General features: G+C 25.8%; 13 protein-coding genes. 11 read left to right on the top strand and 2 right to left on the bottom strand.

The window, feature by feature from the left end; genetic code table 11:
• Nucleotides 1-10: 10 nt before the first annotated feature.
• The 11 genes from murD to ligA all read left to right on the top strand — a co-directional run bounded on the left by murD (nucleotide 11) and on the right by ligA (nucleotide 12,342).
• Nucleotides 11-1,270 carry a UDP-N-acetylmuramoyl-L-alanine--D-glutamate ligase gene (gene murD / locus AC5SL4_RS05085; RefSeq protein ID WP_494587611.1) on the top strand — a complete coding sequence of 420 codons (1,260 nt, stop codon included), beginning with the start codon at nucleotides 11-13 and terminating at the stop codon, nucleotides 1,268-1,270.
• The gene (locus AC5SL4_RS05080) at nucleotides 1,267-2,391 is read left to right on the top strand and encodes an FtsW/RodA/SpoVE family cell cycle protein (RefSeq protein ID WP_494587198.1); all 1,125 of its coding nucleotides are present in this window, start codon (nucleotides 1,267-1,269) and stop codon (nucleotides 2,389-2,391) included. The genes murD and AC5SL4_RS05080 overlap by 4 nt, the downstream gene beginning before the upstream one ends.
• Nucleotides 2,392-3,462, top strand: coding sequence for a UDP-N-acetylglucosamine--N-acetylmuramyl-(pentapeptide) pyrophosphoryl-undecaprenol N-acetylglucosamine transferase (locus tag AC5SL4_RS05075; RefSeq protein WP_494587197.1), 1,071 nt, complete (start codon nucleotides 2,392-2,394; stop codon nucleotides 3,460-3,462).
• On the top strand, nucleotides 3,452-4,846 hold the full coding sequence (gene murC / locus AC5SL4_RS05070) for a UDP-N-acetylmuramate--L-alanine ligase (protein ID WP_006997885.1): 1,395 nt from the start codon (nucleotides 3,452-3,454) through the stop codon (nucleotides 4,844-4,846). Before AC5SL4_RS05075 ends, murC begins: the two co-directional genes overlap by 11 nt.
• Entirely contained in the window at nucleotides 4,816-5,754 is a 939-nt protein-coding gene (gene murB / locus AC5SL4_RS05065) for a UDP-N-acetylmuramate dehydrogenase (protein ID WP_494587195.1), read from the top strand. Before murC ends, murB begins: the two co-directional genes overlap by 31 nt.
• 1 nt (nucleotide 5,755) lies before the next feature.
• Nucleotides 5,756-6,670, top strand: coding sequence for a D-alanine--D-alanine ligase (locus AC5SL4_RS05060; RefSeq protein WP_006997887.1), 915 nt, complete (start codon nucleotides 5,756-5,758; stop codon nucleotides 6,668-6,670).
• Complete coding sequence (locus tag AC5SL4_RS05055; RefSeq protein ID WP_494587194.1) at nucleotides 6,651-7,328, top strand: cell division protein FtsQ/DivIB; 678 nt, start codon at nucleotides 6,651-6,653, stop codon at nucleotides 7,326-7,328. The genes AC5SL4_RS05060 and AC5SL4_RS05055 overlap by 20 nt, the downstream gene beginning before the upstream one ends.
• Complete coding sequence (locus AC5SL4_RS05050) at nucleotides 7,328-8,437, top strand: cell division FtsA domain-containing protein (RefSeq protein ID WP_494587193.1); 1,110 nt, start codon at nucleotides 7,328-7,330, stop codon at nucleotides 8,435-8,437. Before AC5SL4_RS05055 ends, AC5SL4_RS05050 begins: the two co-directional genes overlap by 1 nt.
• Before the next feature lie 65 nt (nucleotides 8,438-8,502).
• Nucleotides 8,503-9,423, top strand: a complete 921-nt coding sequence (lpxC, locus tag AC5SL4_RS05045) for a UDP-3-O-acyl-N-acetylglucosamine deacetylase (protein WP_494587192.1) — start codon at nucleotides 8,503-8,505, stop codon at nucleotides 9,421-9,423.
• Nucleotides 9,424-9,461: 38 nt separating this feature from the next.
• Entirely contained in the window at nucleotides 9,462-10,310 is an 849-nt protein-coding gene (locus tag AC5SL4_RS05040; protein WP_494587191.1) for an outer membrane protein assembly factor BamD, read from the top strand.
• A 1-nt stretch (nucleotide 10,311) separates the two neighbouring features.
• Nucleotides 10,312-12,342 carry an NAD-dependent DNA ligase LigA gene (gene ligA / locus AC5SL4_RS05035; protein ID WP_494587190.1) on the top strand — a complete coding sequence of 677 codons (2,031 nt, stop codon included), beginning with the start codon at nucleotides 10,312-10,314 and terminating at the stop codon, nucleotides 12,340-12,342.
• Here the strand turns inward: ligA and AC5SL4_RS05030 are convergent.
• A complete protein-coding gene (locus AC5SL4_RS05030; protein ID WP_494587189.1) occupies nucleotides 12,325-14,019 on the bottom strand; it encodes a M24 family metallopeptidase in 1,695 nt (564 codons plus the stop codon). The genes ligA and AC5SL4_RS05030 overlap by 18 nt on opposite strands.
• On the bottom strand, nucleotides 14,016-16,052 hold the full coding sequence (locus tag AC5SL4_RS05025) for an ATP-dependent helicase (RefSeq protein ID WP_011281410.1): 2,037 nt from the start codon (nucleotides 16,050-16,052) through the stop codon (nucleotides 14,016-14,018). Before AC5SL4_RS05025 ends, AC5SL4_RS05030 begins: the two co-directional genes overlap by 4 nt.
• Between the last annotated feature and the right edge of the window lie 36 nt (nucleotides 16,053-16,088).

The raw sequence follows: 16,088 nt of genomic DNA, 5'->3' as shown, positions 1-16,088 counted from the left end.
TAAAAAAAAAATACTGATTTATGGTCTGGGTAAAAGTGGTCTATCCACTTATAGTTATTTAAAAAAAAATAATATTATTAGTTTATATGATGATCAAATAATTACTAAAAAAAATATAAAAGATACTCACACAACATACAAAGAAATAATTAAAAAAGAATTTGACTGTATTATAATTAGTCCAGGAATAGATATTAATAATTGTAAATTAAGTAGATTTTTAAAAAAAAACCATAAAAAAATTTATACAGATTTAGACATTTTTTATAGTCGATATGCTTTTAATCAAAAAATAACTATTACAGGAACAAACGGAAAATCAACTACCGCTAAGCTTTTGTACGATATATTAAAGGATCAAAAAAAAGATGTTCGTTTAGTTGGCAATATAGGAAATCCAGTTTTACTTGAAAAAAAGATCAAAAAAGACACTTTGTTTGTAATAGAAGCTTCATCCTATCAACTAGAATACAGCAAGTTATTTAAAACAAATATATCTTTAATCTTAAACATTTCACCAGATCACCTCGAAAGACACAAGACTATAAATAAATATGTAAGTGCTAAATTTAAATTAATAAAAAATCAATCTAAAAATGATATTGCAATTTTAAATACAAAAAATTTTTACATTAAAAGAAAATTAAAGCAAAAAAAATTTGCACCAACAATTTTGAAAATAGAAAAATATATAAGTGATAGGTTTATTAAAAAAATTGATAATCATTATTTTGATACAGATGGTAATAAAGAAAATTTGACATTTGTGCTGAAGGTTTCAAAGATATTAAAGTTAAAGAATAACTTGCTATTAAAATCATTAAAAAATTTTAAAGGACTAAGTTTTAGACAAGAAATAATTCATAATTCTAAATTTTTAAAAATTATTAATGATTCTAAAGCAACAAGCTTTTCTTCATCAGAAAAATTATTGAAATCATTAAAAAATATTTATTGGATAGTAGGTGGTTTACCTAAAAAACGAGATAAATTTCTACTTAAAAAAAACGATTGTAAAAAGATCAAATTATACATTTTTGGTAAAAATCAAAAATTTTTTATTAATGAATTAAAAAATAAGATGGCGTTTAAATCATTTTTAAATTTAAAGAGTCTAATTGCTAAGGTTTTTTTAGATATTAAAAATGAAAATAATTTTATTAAAAAGACAATTCTTTTTAGTCCAGCCTCTGCATCATTTGATACTTTTAAAAACTTTGAACAAAGAGGTAGATATTTTAATAAACTTATTAAAAATTATATAAAATGATAAATAATAGTTCGCTCAACTCAATATATTATAACTGGTGGAAAAATATAGATAAAACAATTTTTTTATTGATAATAATTTTGTTTAGTTTGGGTTTATTTTTTTCTTTAGTTTCAACTTCATTAATTGCTTCTGATAAATTAGATACAAATAATTATTTTTTCTTTTTTAAACATTTGGTATATATTTTCATTGGCTTGTTGACCTTAGTGTTTTTCTCTTCTCTAAGTGAAAAGAATCTTTTTAGATTCTCTATTTATCTTTTTTTTATTACTTTATTTTTTTTATTTTTAGTGCCAATTTTTGGTACTGAAGTTAAAGGATCAAAAAGATGGTTAAATCTTTTTTTTCTTCCTCAATTTCAACCAATTGAATTACTAAAACCATTTATAATTATTTTTGTGGCAACAATTTTATGTAGTGAAAAAAATTATAATATTTATATCAAATACTTATTGACTATCATTTCTATTATCCCAACTGGGTTACTATTAATAATGCAGCCTGACATCGGACAAACACTTTTGGTGTTTTTATCCTGGGTAATATTAGTTTTTGTATCTGGCATAAACTTATTATTCATTTTATTATTTATAAGTCTTTCTATTATAAGCCTGCTATATGTAGTTTTTTTTATCCCAAAATTTATTTATATTAAAAGTCGTATACTTTCTTTCTTCAACCCTGATGGTGGAACCCATAATTTTCAATCTGATAAAGCTATAGAAGCAATTAGTAGTGGTGGTTTTTTTGGTAAAGGAATAGGAGAAGGTACCTTAAAAACAAGAGTTCCAGAGGCTCATACCGACTATATAGTTTCAGTTATTTCAGAGGAGTTTGGTGTTATTGCAATAATATTTTTATTAATTTTATTTTTATTTTTTATTTATTCTGTTTTTAAAAAAATTTATTTAGAAAAAAGTGATAAAAATAAACTAGTGCTAACTGGATCAATAAGTCTAATAATTTTTCAAGCATTAATACATCTTGGGGTGAATATAAGACTATTTCCTACAACTGGAATGACATTGCCATTTTTAAGTTATGGAGGTTCTTCAATTATAGGAGTTTCTATATTATCTGGAATAATTTTAAATTTAACAAAAAGAAAAATTAATTAAATGAATAAAAAAATACTAATTAGTACTGGTGGATCAGGAGGTCACGTTATACCCGCAACCATAATATATAAACATTTAGAGGACAATTTTGATGTTTCAATGACATCTGACTTTAGGGGTGTCAAATTTTTAAACAAAGATGAGTACAATTTAAAAATATTTAATGTGAGGCCAATTTCAAAAAACTTATTAATCATACCACTTGATTTTATTTTTATGATATTTTTGATTTTTAAATCAATTTCTTTTTTTAGAAAAAATAAAATTGATACATTAATTTCAACAGGTGGATACATGTCACTACCCTTATGCTTAGGAGCTAGAATTTTAAATATTAAGCTGTTATTATTTGAACCAAATATGGTTTTAGGTAGATCAAACAAATTTTTTTTAAGTTACTGTCAAAAAATATTTTGTTATTCTAATAATATCAAAAAATTTCCTATTAAATTTAAAAATAAAATTAAAGTAATTCCAGCATTATTAAGAAAAAATTTTTATAATAAGAGAGATTACAATAAATCCTTAGATACAATTAATTTACTTATAATAGGCGGTAGTCAAGGAGCTAAAATATTTGATGATTTAGTTAAAAATGCAATTATTGAATTAGCTAAAAAATATAAACTAAAAATTTACCAACAAACTAGTTCTATTAACTTTGAAAGTTTTAAAAAAACTTACGAAGATAAGAATATTCAATGTGAATTATTCAATTTTAACGATGATGTCATAAATTTTATGCAAAAAACAGACCTGTGTATTACTAGAGCAGGAGCATCAACATTAGCTGAGTTAAATTTTACTGAGACTCCATATTTAGCAATACCTTTGCCAACTGCGAAAGATAACCATCAATTTGAAAATGCACATTTTTATAATAAACTTGGCTTTAATTGGTTGTTAAATCAAAAAGAAATAGATGAGAAAACATTACTCAATAAACTAATTAATATTATTGATAATAAAGAAGAATATCTTGTTAAAAAAAAGAACATGAAGGATTTTAACTATGAAAACACATGGAATAATATAAATCTGAAAATTATATCTGTTATTAATGAAAATTGAATTAGCTAAAACTGAAATTATACATTTTGTTGGTATAGGGGGTATTGGAATGAGTGGCCTTGCACTCATTATGAAAAGGATGGGATTTAATGTTCAAGGGAGTGACGTCCTTGGAAATAAAAATATTGAAAGATTAAAAAAAGATAAGATCAAAATTACAATTAGTCATACTAAAAAAAATATAGCAAAAGCAACAATTGTTGTCATTTCGTCAGCTATTAAAAATAATAACCCTGAATTAATTGAAGCCAAACTAAAACAATTACCTATTTATAAAAGAGGAGAGATGTTGGCAAATATAGTCTCTTTAACAAAAAATATAGTTGTTACCGGTTCACATGGAAAAACAACAACTACATCTTTATTAGCCTCAATATTTTCAAAGACAAAATTGGACCCAACAATTATTAATGGAGGTGTCCTTAATGCAATAAAAAATTCTGCAAAACTAGGTAAAAGTGATTGGTGTATATTAGAAGCTGATGAGTCAGATGGTAGTTTTATACATGTGCCACCAACTTATTCTATAGTAACAAATATTGATCGTGAGCATATGGATTTTTATAATTCAATGAAAGATCTTAAAGAATTATTTATAAAATTTATCAATAAGGTCCCTTCGTTTGGGAAGTCTTTTATTTGTATAGATGACAAGAACAATAAAGATTTATTAAGTAAATTAAAAATGAAGAATTATTATACATATGGAACTGATAATAAATCAAATTTCTATATTAAGAATATAAAACAAGAAAAAGAATATTCTCAATATGATTTAGCTATAAATTTGCCAGGAAAAAAGAATTTAACTATAAGAAAAATTAAATTACCATTATTAGGAATTCACAATATTAGAAACTCTACAGCAGCAATTGCTGTGGCAGTAACAATAGGAATATCACAAAATATAATCAAAAAAGGATTAAAAGAATTTAAGGGTGTTCAAAGAAGATTTAATAAAATTTTTACACATAGAGAAACTAATTTTTATGATGATTATGCCCATCATCCAACTGAAATTAGAGAAGTATTAAATGGTGTGCGAGCTGCTTATAAAAAGGAAGAAGTGATTTGCATATTTCAACCACACAGAATTTCCAGATTAAAAGATCTTAAAAAAGAATTCAGCTTATCATTTAAAAAAGCTGATGTTGTAATATTATGCCCTATTTATACCGCTGGAGAAAAAATAAAATTAGGTTTTAAATATAATAATTTTGCAAAAGATATTATTAAAAATTCAAAAGTAAGATTGTTTATGGTTGAAGATCAGTACCAGTTAGCAAAATTTATTAAAAATACTATTTTTGGCAAAAAGATAGTTGTTGGTATGGGTGCTGGTACAATTTCAGCATGGATGAGACAATTACCAGAATTGATCTAATGAGCATTGAAGAAATAAGAAAATTTTCTAATGAAATTAGTAGTAAAATTAACTTTGATTATGATTTAAAAAAGAGCAATTGGTTTAATATTGGTGGACAAACTAAAGTTTACTTTAGACCAGATAATTTACCTGACTTAATTTTGTTTTTAAAAAAATTTGGAGAAAAAGAAAAAATACATATTTTAGGTGCAGGCTCGAATACTCTTATAAGTGATGAAAAATTTGAAGGTGTTGTTATCAAACTAGGAAAAAATTTTTCCAACATCTCTATATTACCAAATGATGTCATTATAGCTGGCAGTGCCTGTCTTGATAAAAAGCTTTCTGATTTTGCACTGAATAATGGAATAGGTGGATTTGAATTTTTAGCATGCATACCTGGTACTATAGGTGGTGGATTAAAGATGAATGCTGGATGCTTTAATAAAGAGTTTAAAGATGTGCTAGTATCAATCCAAGCAATTGATAAAAATGGACAGGTTTTTACAATACCAGCGAGTAAAGTTATATTTAAATACCGAAGCAATGATTTAAAAGAGGACTTAATTTTTTTAAGTGCATCTTTTAAAGGAACAAAAAAAAATAAAGAAGAAATAGAAAACGAAGTTTTAGAATTAAAGAAAAAGAAAGATAAAGCACAACCAACAAAATTAAAAACAAGTGGTAGCACATTCAAGAATCCAATTGATCAAACTGATAAAAAAGTCTGGGAGCTGATAAAAGATTCTGTACCACTAGATATAAGCTTTGGGGATGCTCATATTTCAAATAAGCACTGTAATTTTTTTGTAAATAAAAATAATGCTAGTTTTGAGGATATGAATAAATTGATTGAATTTGTTAAGACAAGTGTGGAAAAAAAAACTGGAATAGTGCTAGAAAAAGAAATTAAAATTTTAAAATAAAATGACAAAAAAAATCTTAATATTATCTGGTGGTATATCTAAGGAAAGGTTAATTAGCTTAGATACTGGAAAGCAAGTTGCCAAAGAGTTAATTAAAAATGGATATAAGGTTTTAATTAGTGAACCTGATAAAAATCTTTCAAAGAATATCACTTCATTTAAACCAGATGTTATTTTTAATGCGCTACATGGACAATTTGGTGAAGATGGATACATTCAAGCAATTTTAGAGACTAAAAAAATTCCATACACACACTCAGGTGTAATTGCATCATCAATAGCAATGGATAAAGAAATTTCAAAAAAAATTTTTATAAAAAATAAAATACTAACTCCAAGATATATTAAATTTAATCATAAAAAAAATAAACTTAACATTATAAAATTAATTGAAAAAATTTTAAAATTCCCTGTAGTAGTAAAACCTATAAATGAAGGGTCTAGCGTCCATGTATATATTTGTGACAAGACCAATATAATAAAAAACTTAAAAGCATTAAAAAGTTATAATGAAATATTAATTGAGGAATTTATACCAGGTAGAGAAATCCAAGTTGCAATAATGAATAATAAATCACTTGGTGCAATTGAACTTGAGCCTAAAAGAAAGTTTTATGATTATGAGGCAAAATATAATTCTAGTGCTAAGACAAAGCACTTAATTCCTGTAGATTTGAGTAAAAATAATCAAGCTAAAATTACTGGCATAGCAAGAGCAGCTCATAAAATTATAGGCTGCAAAGGTGTTACAAGATCTGACTTTAAATTTTTTAACGGAAAGTTTTATTTATTAGAGATTAATACTCAGCCTGGAATGACTAAACTTTCATTAGTCCCTGAGATTGCAAAACATAAGGGTATAAGTTTTATAAAATTAATTGAATGGATTTTAAAAGATGCATCAATCAATAGGTAAAAAAAATAAAATAATAATTTATTTATTATTTTTATTCATTTTAAGCACTACTAGTGCAAAATTTATAAACGATCAAAAAAAATTATCTTCATCAATAACTAAAATAAACATTACAGGTCTTTCTGAGAGAAAAAATTTGGAGATCTTAAATAACCTTAATAACCTTTTATACAAAAGTATATTTATCATTAATGAGGAAGAAATAATAAAAATTTTAGAAAAACATAATATTATACAAGACTTTAATATAAAAAAAATTTACCCATCAACACTTAACATTGAAATTAAACCAACTAAATTAATTGCTCGAGTTTCTAATAATAGTCAATATCTAGTAGGTGCCAATGGTAAGCTAATTGAAGATAAAAGTAACAATGAACTACTCCCATACATTTTTGGTGAATTTAATTCTCAAGATTTTTTATCATTTAAAAAAAATATTGAAAAATCTATGTGGTCTTTTTCAAATTTAAAAGAATTATCTTTTTTCCCATCAGGTAGATGGGATATTTTAACTGATAAAGATATTTTGATTAAGCTACCACAAGAACATATTGTAGCGTCATTAAACTTATCTAAGGAACTTATCAATAATGATAATTTTAAAGATTTTAAATTTATTGATTTGAGAATTAAAAATCATTTAGTTGCTAAGTAATGAGTGATAAAAAATTTCAAATAATAATTGATTGTGGTTCTTCAAAAATAAGAGCAGGTGCATTTAATGAGGAAAGTAAGAATAATCCTTTTTTTATTGAGAGTAATTTTTATACAGAGCAATTTAATCTTAAACCAGATATCCAAAAAATTATTGCATCGCTAGAAAAATCCACAAATGAATATATTGATAATATAGATTTGATGATAGATAGTTCAAAAACGATTTCTGTTGCAATTTCTGTATTTAAAAAAATTGAAGAACTGAAATTAAGACAAGATGATATCATATTTTTAATTCAAGAAGCAAAGCAGCAAATAAAAAAATATTATTCAGATTATAATATTGCACACATAATTATAAATAATTATAAAATTGATAATGTTGATTATTCTGAGTTACCAGATGAAATCGATTGCCAATTTATATCACTAGACATTATTTTTATCTGTCTTCCAAGTGAATTAGTCTTTAGCTTTAAAAATATTTTTTCAGAATTAAATATATCAATTAATCAAATAATTTGCTCTAGTTATGCAAAATCAATCAATTATAAAAATAATTTAAATTTATCAGGAGAGGTATCTTTCATTGATATTGCTTTTAAAAAAACATCAATTATTTCCTTTTATAATGATAAATTAATCTTTTTGGACGTTCTGCCGATAGGTGGAAACCATATTACTAAAGATATTTCTCTACTTTTAAAAATTGATATTAATGAAGCAGAAAACCTTAAATTAAATTTTGAAAAAAATAACGAACATACTGATAATCCAAATTTTTCTTTGGAAATGCTACAAAAAATAGCTTTTGCTAGAACGGAAGAGATTCTTGAATTATGTGATAAATCTCTTGTCTCAAATGCAAAGGTAAAGACCCAATCTAAGATGATACTGATGGGAGAAGGATCAAAAATTTTAGATAATAAATTTAAAGATAAAATTTCATTTTCTAAAGATATTGATTTTTTAGAGGAAACCCTAGGTGATGTTTGTCAATCTGGGTACAAACTAAGAAAAATGTATGACAAACAAGAGGTTGTAGTTGTGCCAAAAAAACAAATAAAACAAGGTTTTTTTGAAAAACTTTTTCATTTTTTCAAATAGACTAGTATTTTCTCGTAACATTTGTTGTTTTTCTAAATTTAAACCTATTATTTATAAGAATAATAATGTCTGTTCTTAAACAAAAAACTATCAATAGAGATATTATCTTTAAAGGCGTTGGGCTTCATAGTGGAGCAAATGTAACTATGACGGTTAAGCCAGCAAAACCAAATTCTGGAATCCTTTTTAAAAGAGTTGATTTAAAAGAAAATAATATAGTAGTTCCAAACATTTTTAATGTTAGTAGTGCAGTATTTTGTACAACCATAGCTAATGAAAGTGGGGTTAGTATATCAACAATAGAGCATTTAATGGGAGCATTATATGGTTTAGGAATTGATAACGCCCTAGTAGAGATTGATAATCAGGAAGTACCAATTCTTGACGGGTCAGCAAAAATTTTTATTGAAGAAATATCAAAAGCTGGAATAAAAAATTGTGAAGCACCAATAAAGATTATTAAAATTGAAAAAAGAATTAAATTTAATGATGGTAAAAAAACAATTTCTATAGAGCCAAGCAAAGTTAGTTTGGATATAGATTTTGAACTAAAATATGAAAATAATTTAATTGGAACGCAAAGAAATTTAGTAAGTGTATTCGAGTCAGATTTGACTGATATTTATAATTCAAGAACCTTCTGTCTTTTTGAGGATATTGCAAAGCTAAAAGAAATGGGATTAGCTCAAGGAGGGAGTCTTGAAAATGCAATAGTTGTTAAGGACAATGAAATTTTAAATGAAAAAGGTCTTAGAAATAAAAAAGAATTTGTAAACCATAAGATTTTAGATTGTATGGGAGATTTATATCTAGCAGGTTATAAAATAATTGGAAAAATTATTTGTTCTCAAGGAGGGCATAAATTAACTAACCAATTATTGAGAAAAGTTTTTCAACAAGACGAAAATTTTTCATTAATAGAGATTACAGAAAAACATTTGCCAAATACCTTCATAAATAAGAGTCACCTAAGATCTATTGCTTAAAAAATAGAGTTTTATTCATAATCTGTTAGAATAAGACCATGCTTTCAAAATTAAAAATTATACTTCTTTTAATCACTTTTATCTTTATTTGGTCTTGTGGAGATAAAACAAAACAAATATCTGAAATTATAGAAGTGGATATGGAAATGCAGATGTCTGATGCATACAAAGAGGGTTATTTTGAACTTCAAAGAGGAGATGTTTTATTAGCAGCTAAAAAATTTAATGAGGCTGAGTTGTTATTTCCACAGTCACCCTGGGCTGCAAAATCTGCAATTATGGCAGCTTATGCATACTATACTCAAGATTATTACGGTGATGCAATTTTTGAGTTAGAAAGATATTTAGTAACATATCCAAATCATAAAGATAAAGTTTATGCACATTTTCTTCTAGGCATGAGTTTTTATGAACAAATAGTTGATGAAAAAAAAGACTTAAAATCAATATTAGATTCTAAGGAGCAATTTGAAACTTTAATTAGAGATTATCCTAGTACAGAATTTGCCATGGATGCTAAATTTAAAATAGATTTAATTAATGAAATTTTGGCAGCAAAAGAGATGTATATAGCTAGATATTATCTAAAAAAAACTAAGTGGATCCCAGCACTTAATCGATTTAAAACAGTTGTTAAAGATTACAATACAACCATTTATACAGAGGAAGCTCTTCATAGACTGGTTGAAATTAATTATAGACTTGGATTAATTAATGAGTCAAAAAAATATGCAAGCACTTTAGGATACAATTACCAATCTTCTGATTGGTATAAAAATTCTTACAAAGTATTTAATAAAGATTATAGAGATGGTGTAAAAGAATTACAAAAAGATAAAAAGAAAAAGATAGGCTTAATAAAAAGATTTAAGGGATTGTTCGAGTAAAATGAATGATAAAGATCTTGAAATTGAATACTTAAAAAAAATTGATTTATTTCAGACACATAACAAGCATTATTATGATAAAAACAAACCTATTGTATCAGACCAAGAATTTGATCTTTTAAAAAAAGATATAATAGATTTAGAGAGTAAATATAAATTTTTAAAAAGTGAATATTCTCCCACTAAATCCATAGGATTTAAACCATCAAAAAACTTTCAAAAAATAAAACATAAAGTTCCAATGTTGTCACTTGGAAATGCTTTTAATGAAGAAGACTTAAAAAATTTTGAAAAAAAAATAATTAATTTCTTAAGTTTAAAAGATGTAAATACTATCGAATATAGTGCTGAACCAAAAATTGATGGAATATCTGCATCTCTAATTTATATTAATGGAAAATTAACCAAAGGACTTTCTAGAGGAGATGGTAATGAAGGAGAGGATATTACACAAAATTTAAAAACTATTAAGGATATACCTTTGGAGATTACTAAGAGTAACTTCCCTAAAGAAATAGATATTAGAGGTGAAGTTTTTATAGAAAATAATGATTTTAAAAAAATTAAAGACAAGTTTGCAAACCCTAGAAATGCTGCTTCTGGATCATTAAGACAAAAAAATTCATTAATAACTGAAAAAATTCCATTAAAATTTATTGCTTACACATATGGTTATGAAAAAAAAATGAATATCAAAAATCAAACAAGTTTCTTAGAAAATTTAAAATTATGGGGGTTTAAAACAAACCCATTTAATAAAAAAATTATTGGGGTTAAAAATTTAATGTTAAATCATAAAGAATTAGAGGAAAAAAGAAAAGAGCTGGCATTTGATATAGATGGAATTGTTTATAAAGTTAATGATTTTGATTTACAAAAAAGACTGGGTTTTGCTGCTAATGCACCAAGATGGGCGATAGCACATAAGTTTTCAGCTAATAGCTCAATTTCAGAAATAATGAATATTGAAATACAAATTGGTAGAACGGGGGCACTTACCCCGGTTGCAAAAATTAAACCAGTTAATATAGGGGGAGTAATAGTTTCAAATGCAACGCTTCACAATGAAGATGAAATTGTTAGAAAAGATATAAGAGTAGGGGATACGGTCACTGTTGAAAGAGCTGGAGATGTAATTCCACATGTAGTTTCAGTAGATTTAAAAAAAAGAAAACAAAATTCAAAGAAATTTATTTTTCCATTAAAGTGCCCATCGTGTGGAAGCAAAACAATTAAAGATTATAATGAGACAACTAAAAGACAAGATGCTGTAAGAAGGTGTGCTAGTGAGGGGTTTGAATGTGAAAAAATTGCCATAGAGAGAATTAAACATTTTGTTTCTAAGGACGCATTTAACATAGACGGATTTGGCAAGAAAATTGTTGAAAATTTTTGGAATCTAAAATTAGTAAGACTTCCACAGGATATATTTAAGCTTAATTATAATAAAATAGAAGAACTCGAAGGATGGGGAAAATTATCAGTTGCTAATTTAAGATTCTCAATTGAAGAAAAAAAAAATATTTCTCTAGAGCGATTTATTTATTCATTAGGAATAAGACATATTGGACAAGAAAATGCTAAGCTTATTGCAAGACACCTTAAAACAGCATCTAATTTTTTTAGATTATCAGGTGAAAAGAATATTGAAAGTTTATCTAATATTGATGGAATTGGAATAACTCAAATTCAATCCATTAAAAAATTTTTCCTAAATAAAACTAATCTTAAAGTGTTGTCTGAGTTAGAAAAAAATTTATTAATCAAAGATATAATTTTAATAAATAATAATGGATTATTAAAAAATAAAACTTTTATGTTAACTGGGAAGTTAAATGGAATAAGCAGGGCGGAAGCAAAATCATTGATAGAGCAAAATTCAGGAAAAATAATTAGTAACGTTAATAAAAAACTTGATTATTTAATTGCTGGAGACAAACCAACTCTAAAAAAAATAAACACAGCTAAAGAGTGGAATATAAAAATTATTAATCAGACAGAATGGTTAAAAATGTTAAATAAGAGTGGCTAACCACTTTCTTTCTTTTTTATTAAGCAAACCAGAAAATTCTGAATAAATATTTAAATGATATTTAAATAAGTAATCTTTTTCTATTTTATTTAATAACTCGTAGTTAATTAAATCTTTTTCTAAAGGAGCAAGTGTAAGGTTTTCAAAATTAAAGCTTCTTTTGGTTTTTTTGGCATAGATTAAGTTTTCGATCCTAATACCAAAGTGGTTTTTTTTATAAAAACCTGGTTCATTACTCAGGATCATTCCATTTTTTATCTTTATCGAATTATGTTTTGAGATAGATTGAGGTCCTTCATGGACGTTTAAAAAAAAACCAACTCCATGGCCTGTTCCGTGAGCATAATCTTGACCTTCTTTTTTTAAATATTTTCTAGCTCTTATGTCGATTCTTTTTCCAGTGTCATCTTTATTCAAATTTGTTAAGGCAACTGCAATATGTCCTTTTAATACGTTCGTATAAGCATTTTTGATAAATTTGTTTTGTTTTGAGAATGAAATAGTCCTCGTAACATCTGTAGTACCGTAATGATATTGTCCACCCGAATCTACCAATAAAATATCATTCTGTTCAATTTTTTTAGTTGTTTTTTTATTAGCCCTATAATGAACAATTGCCCCATTTGAGCCAGCGCCAGCAATAGTATCAAAACTTGGAAATAAATAATCTTTATTTAGTTTTCTGAATTTTTCTAATTTGTTTTGTGCATACACTTCTGTAATTTTTTTTTTATTAACATTTTTAATCCAATAAATAAATCTTGTTAACGCTAAGCCATCTTTTTTATGGGCTTCGATCATATGTTTTATTTCATTAGAATTTTTCATTGATTTTAATTCATAAACAGGATCATCAAATTTAAGTATATTAAAATTTGATTTAATTATTTTTTCATAAAAAATTGAGCAGGTTTTATTATCAATAATAAAATTTTTACCTTTTAAATTATCTAAAAATTGTGGAAGTGATTTGATTGGTAAAATTTGTTTCTTTTTAATCTTTTTATCTAATAGAAGATTCTTTAATTTTTTTTCATTTGTTATTAAAAAAAATTCTTTTTTTTTATTTAGTATCAATCTTGCATTCGCAATTGGGCTATTTGGATTATCATATCCACGAATATTTAAAAGCCATGCCACATTTTCAGGTGCAGAAATGAAACAATAATCTGCTTTGTTGTTTTTAAGAAATCGCACTACTTTAGAAATTTTAGAACTATATGGCTCACTTACAATTTTTGTGTCTAAAGAGTAGAATGGCTTAGTAGGTTTTTTTTTGAATTTAAATATTTGGTCAATTAAGTTTTGGTCAATTGAAATTAAGTTATTATTCTTGAAATATTTATTAAGTAATTTTGATGTAAATAGTGTTGGGTCATAACCTAAATTAAAATTTTTAATAATTGTATGAGGTAGTTTTTTATGAATTTCAATAATCTTAAAATTTTTAGATGATTGTTGATGTGCTTGAATAGTATACCTTCCATCGACAAATAAATAATTTTGTTTTTTTAAAACTACAGCAAAACCTGCAGAACCTGAAAATCCTGTAATATTCTTTAACCTATCATTTTTTGCATATTCAGAAAAATATTCATCATTTTTTGGAATAATATAACCATCAATGTTATATTGTTTAAATTTTTTTCTTAGAATTTTTATTTTTTTTAAAATCATTTAATTCTTTTTTGATATCTTATCCATCCAGGACTTCTAGTTCCTTCTTCAATTTCAAAATCTTGATTAAATTCAAAATCTTCTTCATTATCTTTAGAGTCGTCAAAAAAAGAATTCTTTTCTAAAAATTTTTCTGGTAATTCCTCAATAAATCTTGAAGCCATACTGTCTATCCAATTTCCTTGATAAAACCTATTCATAGCAAAAGATATTAGCGCTTTTTTTTTTGCCCTTGTTATTCCCACATATGCCAATCGCCTTTCTTCTTCAAGCCCATTTTGGCCTTTCTCTTCAATAGATTTTTGGTGTGGGAAAAGACCTTCTTCCCAACCGGGTAAGAAAACCACATCAAATTCAAGTCCTTTAGATCCATGCATTGTCATCATGTTAACTTTTTCTCCATCCCAATCCTGATCAACTGAGGTGGCAAGAGCCACATGTTCTAGAAAATTTTCTAAATTATCAAAATCTTTCATCGCACTTAAAAGCTCTTTAATATTTTCAAGTCTGTTTTCATTTTCCAAATCTTTTTTGTTTTTTAACATACTTGAATAACCAGATTCATCTAAAACTAGTTGTAATAATTTAACATGGTTAATTTTTTTAATATTAATGTCATTCCTCCACTTATCCATTAAGAATAAAAAAGAGCTTAGACCAATTTTAGTTTTGGGTTTAATTAAATTTTCTTCAATTAATTTTTTAGAAGCAATTTCTAAACTAACAGCGTTTGTTTTTGAAAACTCATGAATTAATTTTATAGTACTTTCTCCAATTGCTCTTTTGGGATTATTGACTATTCTATCAAAAGCTAAATCATCTTTTGGCTGGTGAATCAATCTTAAATAGGCAACACAATCTTTAATTTCTGCTCTTTCATAAAATTTTGTCCCACCAAGAATTCTGTAGGGTAAGCCAATTTTTAAAAATCTTTCCTCAAATTCTCTTGTCTGAAAAATAGCTCTAACTAGAATAGCAATATTATTAAAAGAATATTTTTTTTTAAGTTTTTTTTCAATTTCATCAGAAACCCCTATTGCTTCATCTTTTCCATTCTTAAAACAATTAAGCTTAACAAGATCTCCTTCCTCCATAGTTGTCTTTAAAGTTTTTCCAACTCTGTTTTGATTGTTAGCTATAAGATTTGAAGCAACAGATAATATATTTTGTGAGGAACGATAATTTTCTTCTAATCTTATTACTTTTGAATTTTTATATACTTGATCAAACTCTAAGAAATTTTTTATCTCTGCTCCACGCCAACTATAAATGGATTGATCATCATCTCCAACGCAGCATAAATTTTTATGCTTTTCTGAGAGCAAGTTTAGCCATCTACTTTGTATATAATTAGTATCTTGGTATTCATCCACAAGTATATATTTAAAATTATTTGAATAAATATTTCTAATGTCATGATTTTTTTCTAAAATTTTAACCACGTGTAAAATTAAATCTCCAAAGTCACATGCATTTAAATCTAATAACTTTTGTTGATAAATTTTATATAGAGGACGTATAGTTCTTTCAAAAATATCATTTTTATTGATAACGACTTCATCTGGATGGAAGCCTTTATTTTTCCACCTATCAATTATTGAAAGAATAAATTTTGGGGCTAATTGTTTTATGTCTATATTTTCAGCTTTACATATATTTTTGATTAATCTTACCTGGTCATCTGTATCAATAATTGTAAAGTTTGAAGTTAATCCAGCTGCTGGTGCGTGCTTTCTAAGTAGTTTTGCACATATAGAGTGAAAGGTTCCAAGCCAAGAAAGTCCTATAGCCTCAGAATTTAATATTGAGCTTACTCTGTTTTGCATTTCTTTTGCAGCCTTATTAGTAAAAGTCACTGATAAGATTTGGTTTGGAAAAGCTTTTTTTTCGTTGATTATATGAGCAATTCTTGAAGTGAGAACTTTCGTTTTTCCTGATCCAGCTCCTGCAACAATTAGTAACGGTCCATCAAGATATAAAACAGCTTCTTTTTGAGCATTATTCAGGTTGTTTAAATATTCAGAGTTTATCATTTTTTAAATTTGATTATAAGCTGTTAAACTTTCAAT

The organism is Candidatus Pelagibacter sp. PS_02 (assembly GCF_059418065.1).
This window is presented reverse-complemented; position numbering and strand designations above follow the sequence as displayed.

Bases quoted from the DNA above. Each gene is read 5' to 3' on its own strand.
- AC5SL4_RS05080 (WP_494587198.1), top strand. From the start codon at position 1,267: ATGATAAATAATAGTTCGCTCAACTCAATATATTATAACTGGTGGAAA.
- AC5SL4_RS05075 (WP_494587197.1), top strand. From the start codon at position 2,392: ATGAATAAAAAAATACTAATTAGTACTGGTGGATCAGGAGGTCACGTT.
- murC (WP_006997885.1), top strand. From the start codon at position 3,452: ATGAAAATTGAATTAGCTAAAACTGAAATTATACATTTTGTTGGTATA.
- murB (WP_494587195.1), top strand. From the start codon at position 4,816: ATGGATGAGACAATTACCAGAATTGATCTAATGAGCATTGAAGAAATA.
- AC5SL4_RS05060 (WP_006997887.1), top strand. From the start codon at position 5,756: ATGACAAAAAAAATCTTAATATTATCTGGTGGTATATCTAAGGAAAGG.
- AC5SL4_RS05055 (WP_494587194.1), top strand. From the start codon at position 6,651: ATGCATCAATCAATAGGTAAAAAAAATAAAATAATAATTTATTTATTA.
- AC5SL4_RS05050 (WP_494587193.1), top strand. From the start codon at position 7,328: ATGAGTGATAAAAAATTTCAAATAATAATTGATTGTGGTTCTTCAAAA.
- lpxC (WP_494587192.1), top strand. From the start codon at position 8,503: ATGTCTGTTCTTAAACAAAAAACTATCAATAGAGATATTATCTTTAAA.
- AC5SL4_RS05040 (WP_494587191.1), top strand. From the start codon at position 9,462: ATGCTTTCAAAATTAAAAATTATACTTCTTTTAATCACTTTTATCTTT.
- ligA (WP_494587190.1), top strand. From the start codon at position 10,312: ATGAATGATAAAGATCTTGAAATTGAATACTTAAAAAAAATTGATTTA.
- AC5SL4_RS05030 (WP_494587189.1), bottom strand. From the start codon at position 14,019: ATGATTTTAAAAAAAATAAAAATTCTAAGAAAAAAATTTAAACAATAT.
- AC5SL4_RS05025 (WP_011281410.1), bottom strand. From the start codon at position 16,052: ATGATAAACTCTGAATATTTAAACAACCTGAATAATGCTCAAAAAGAA.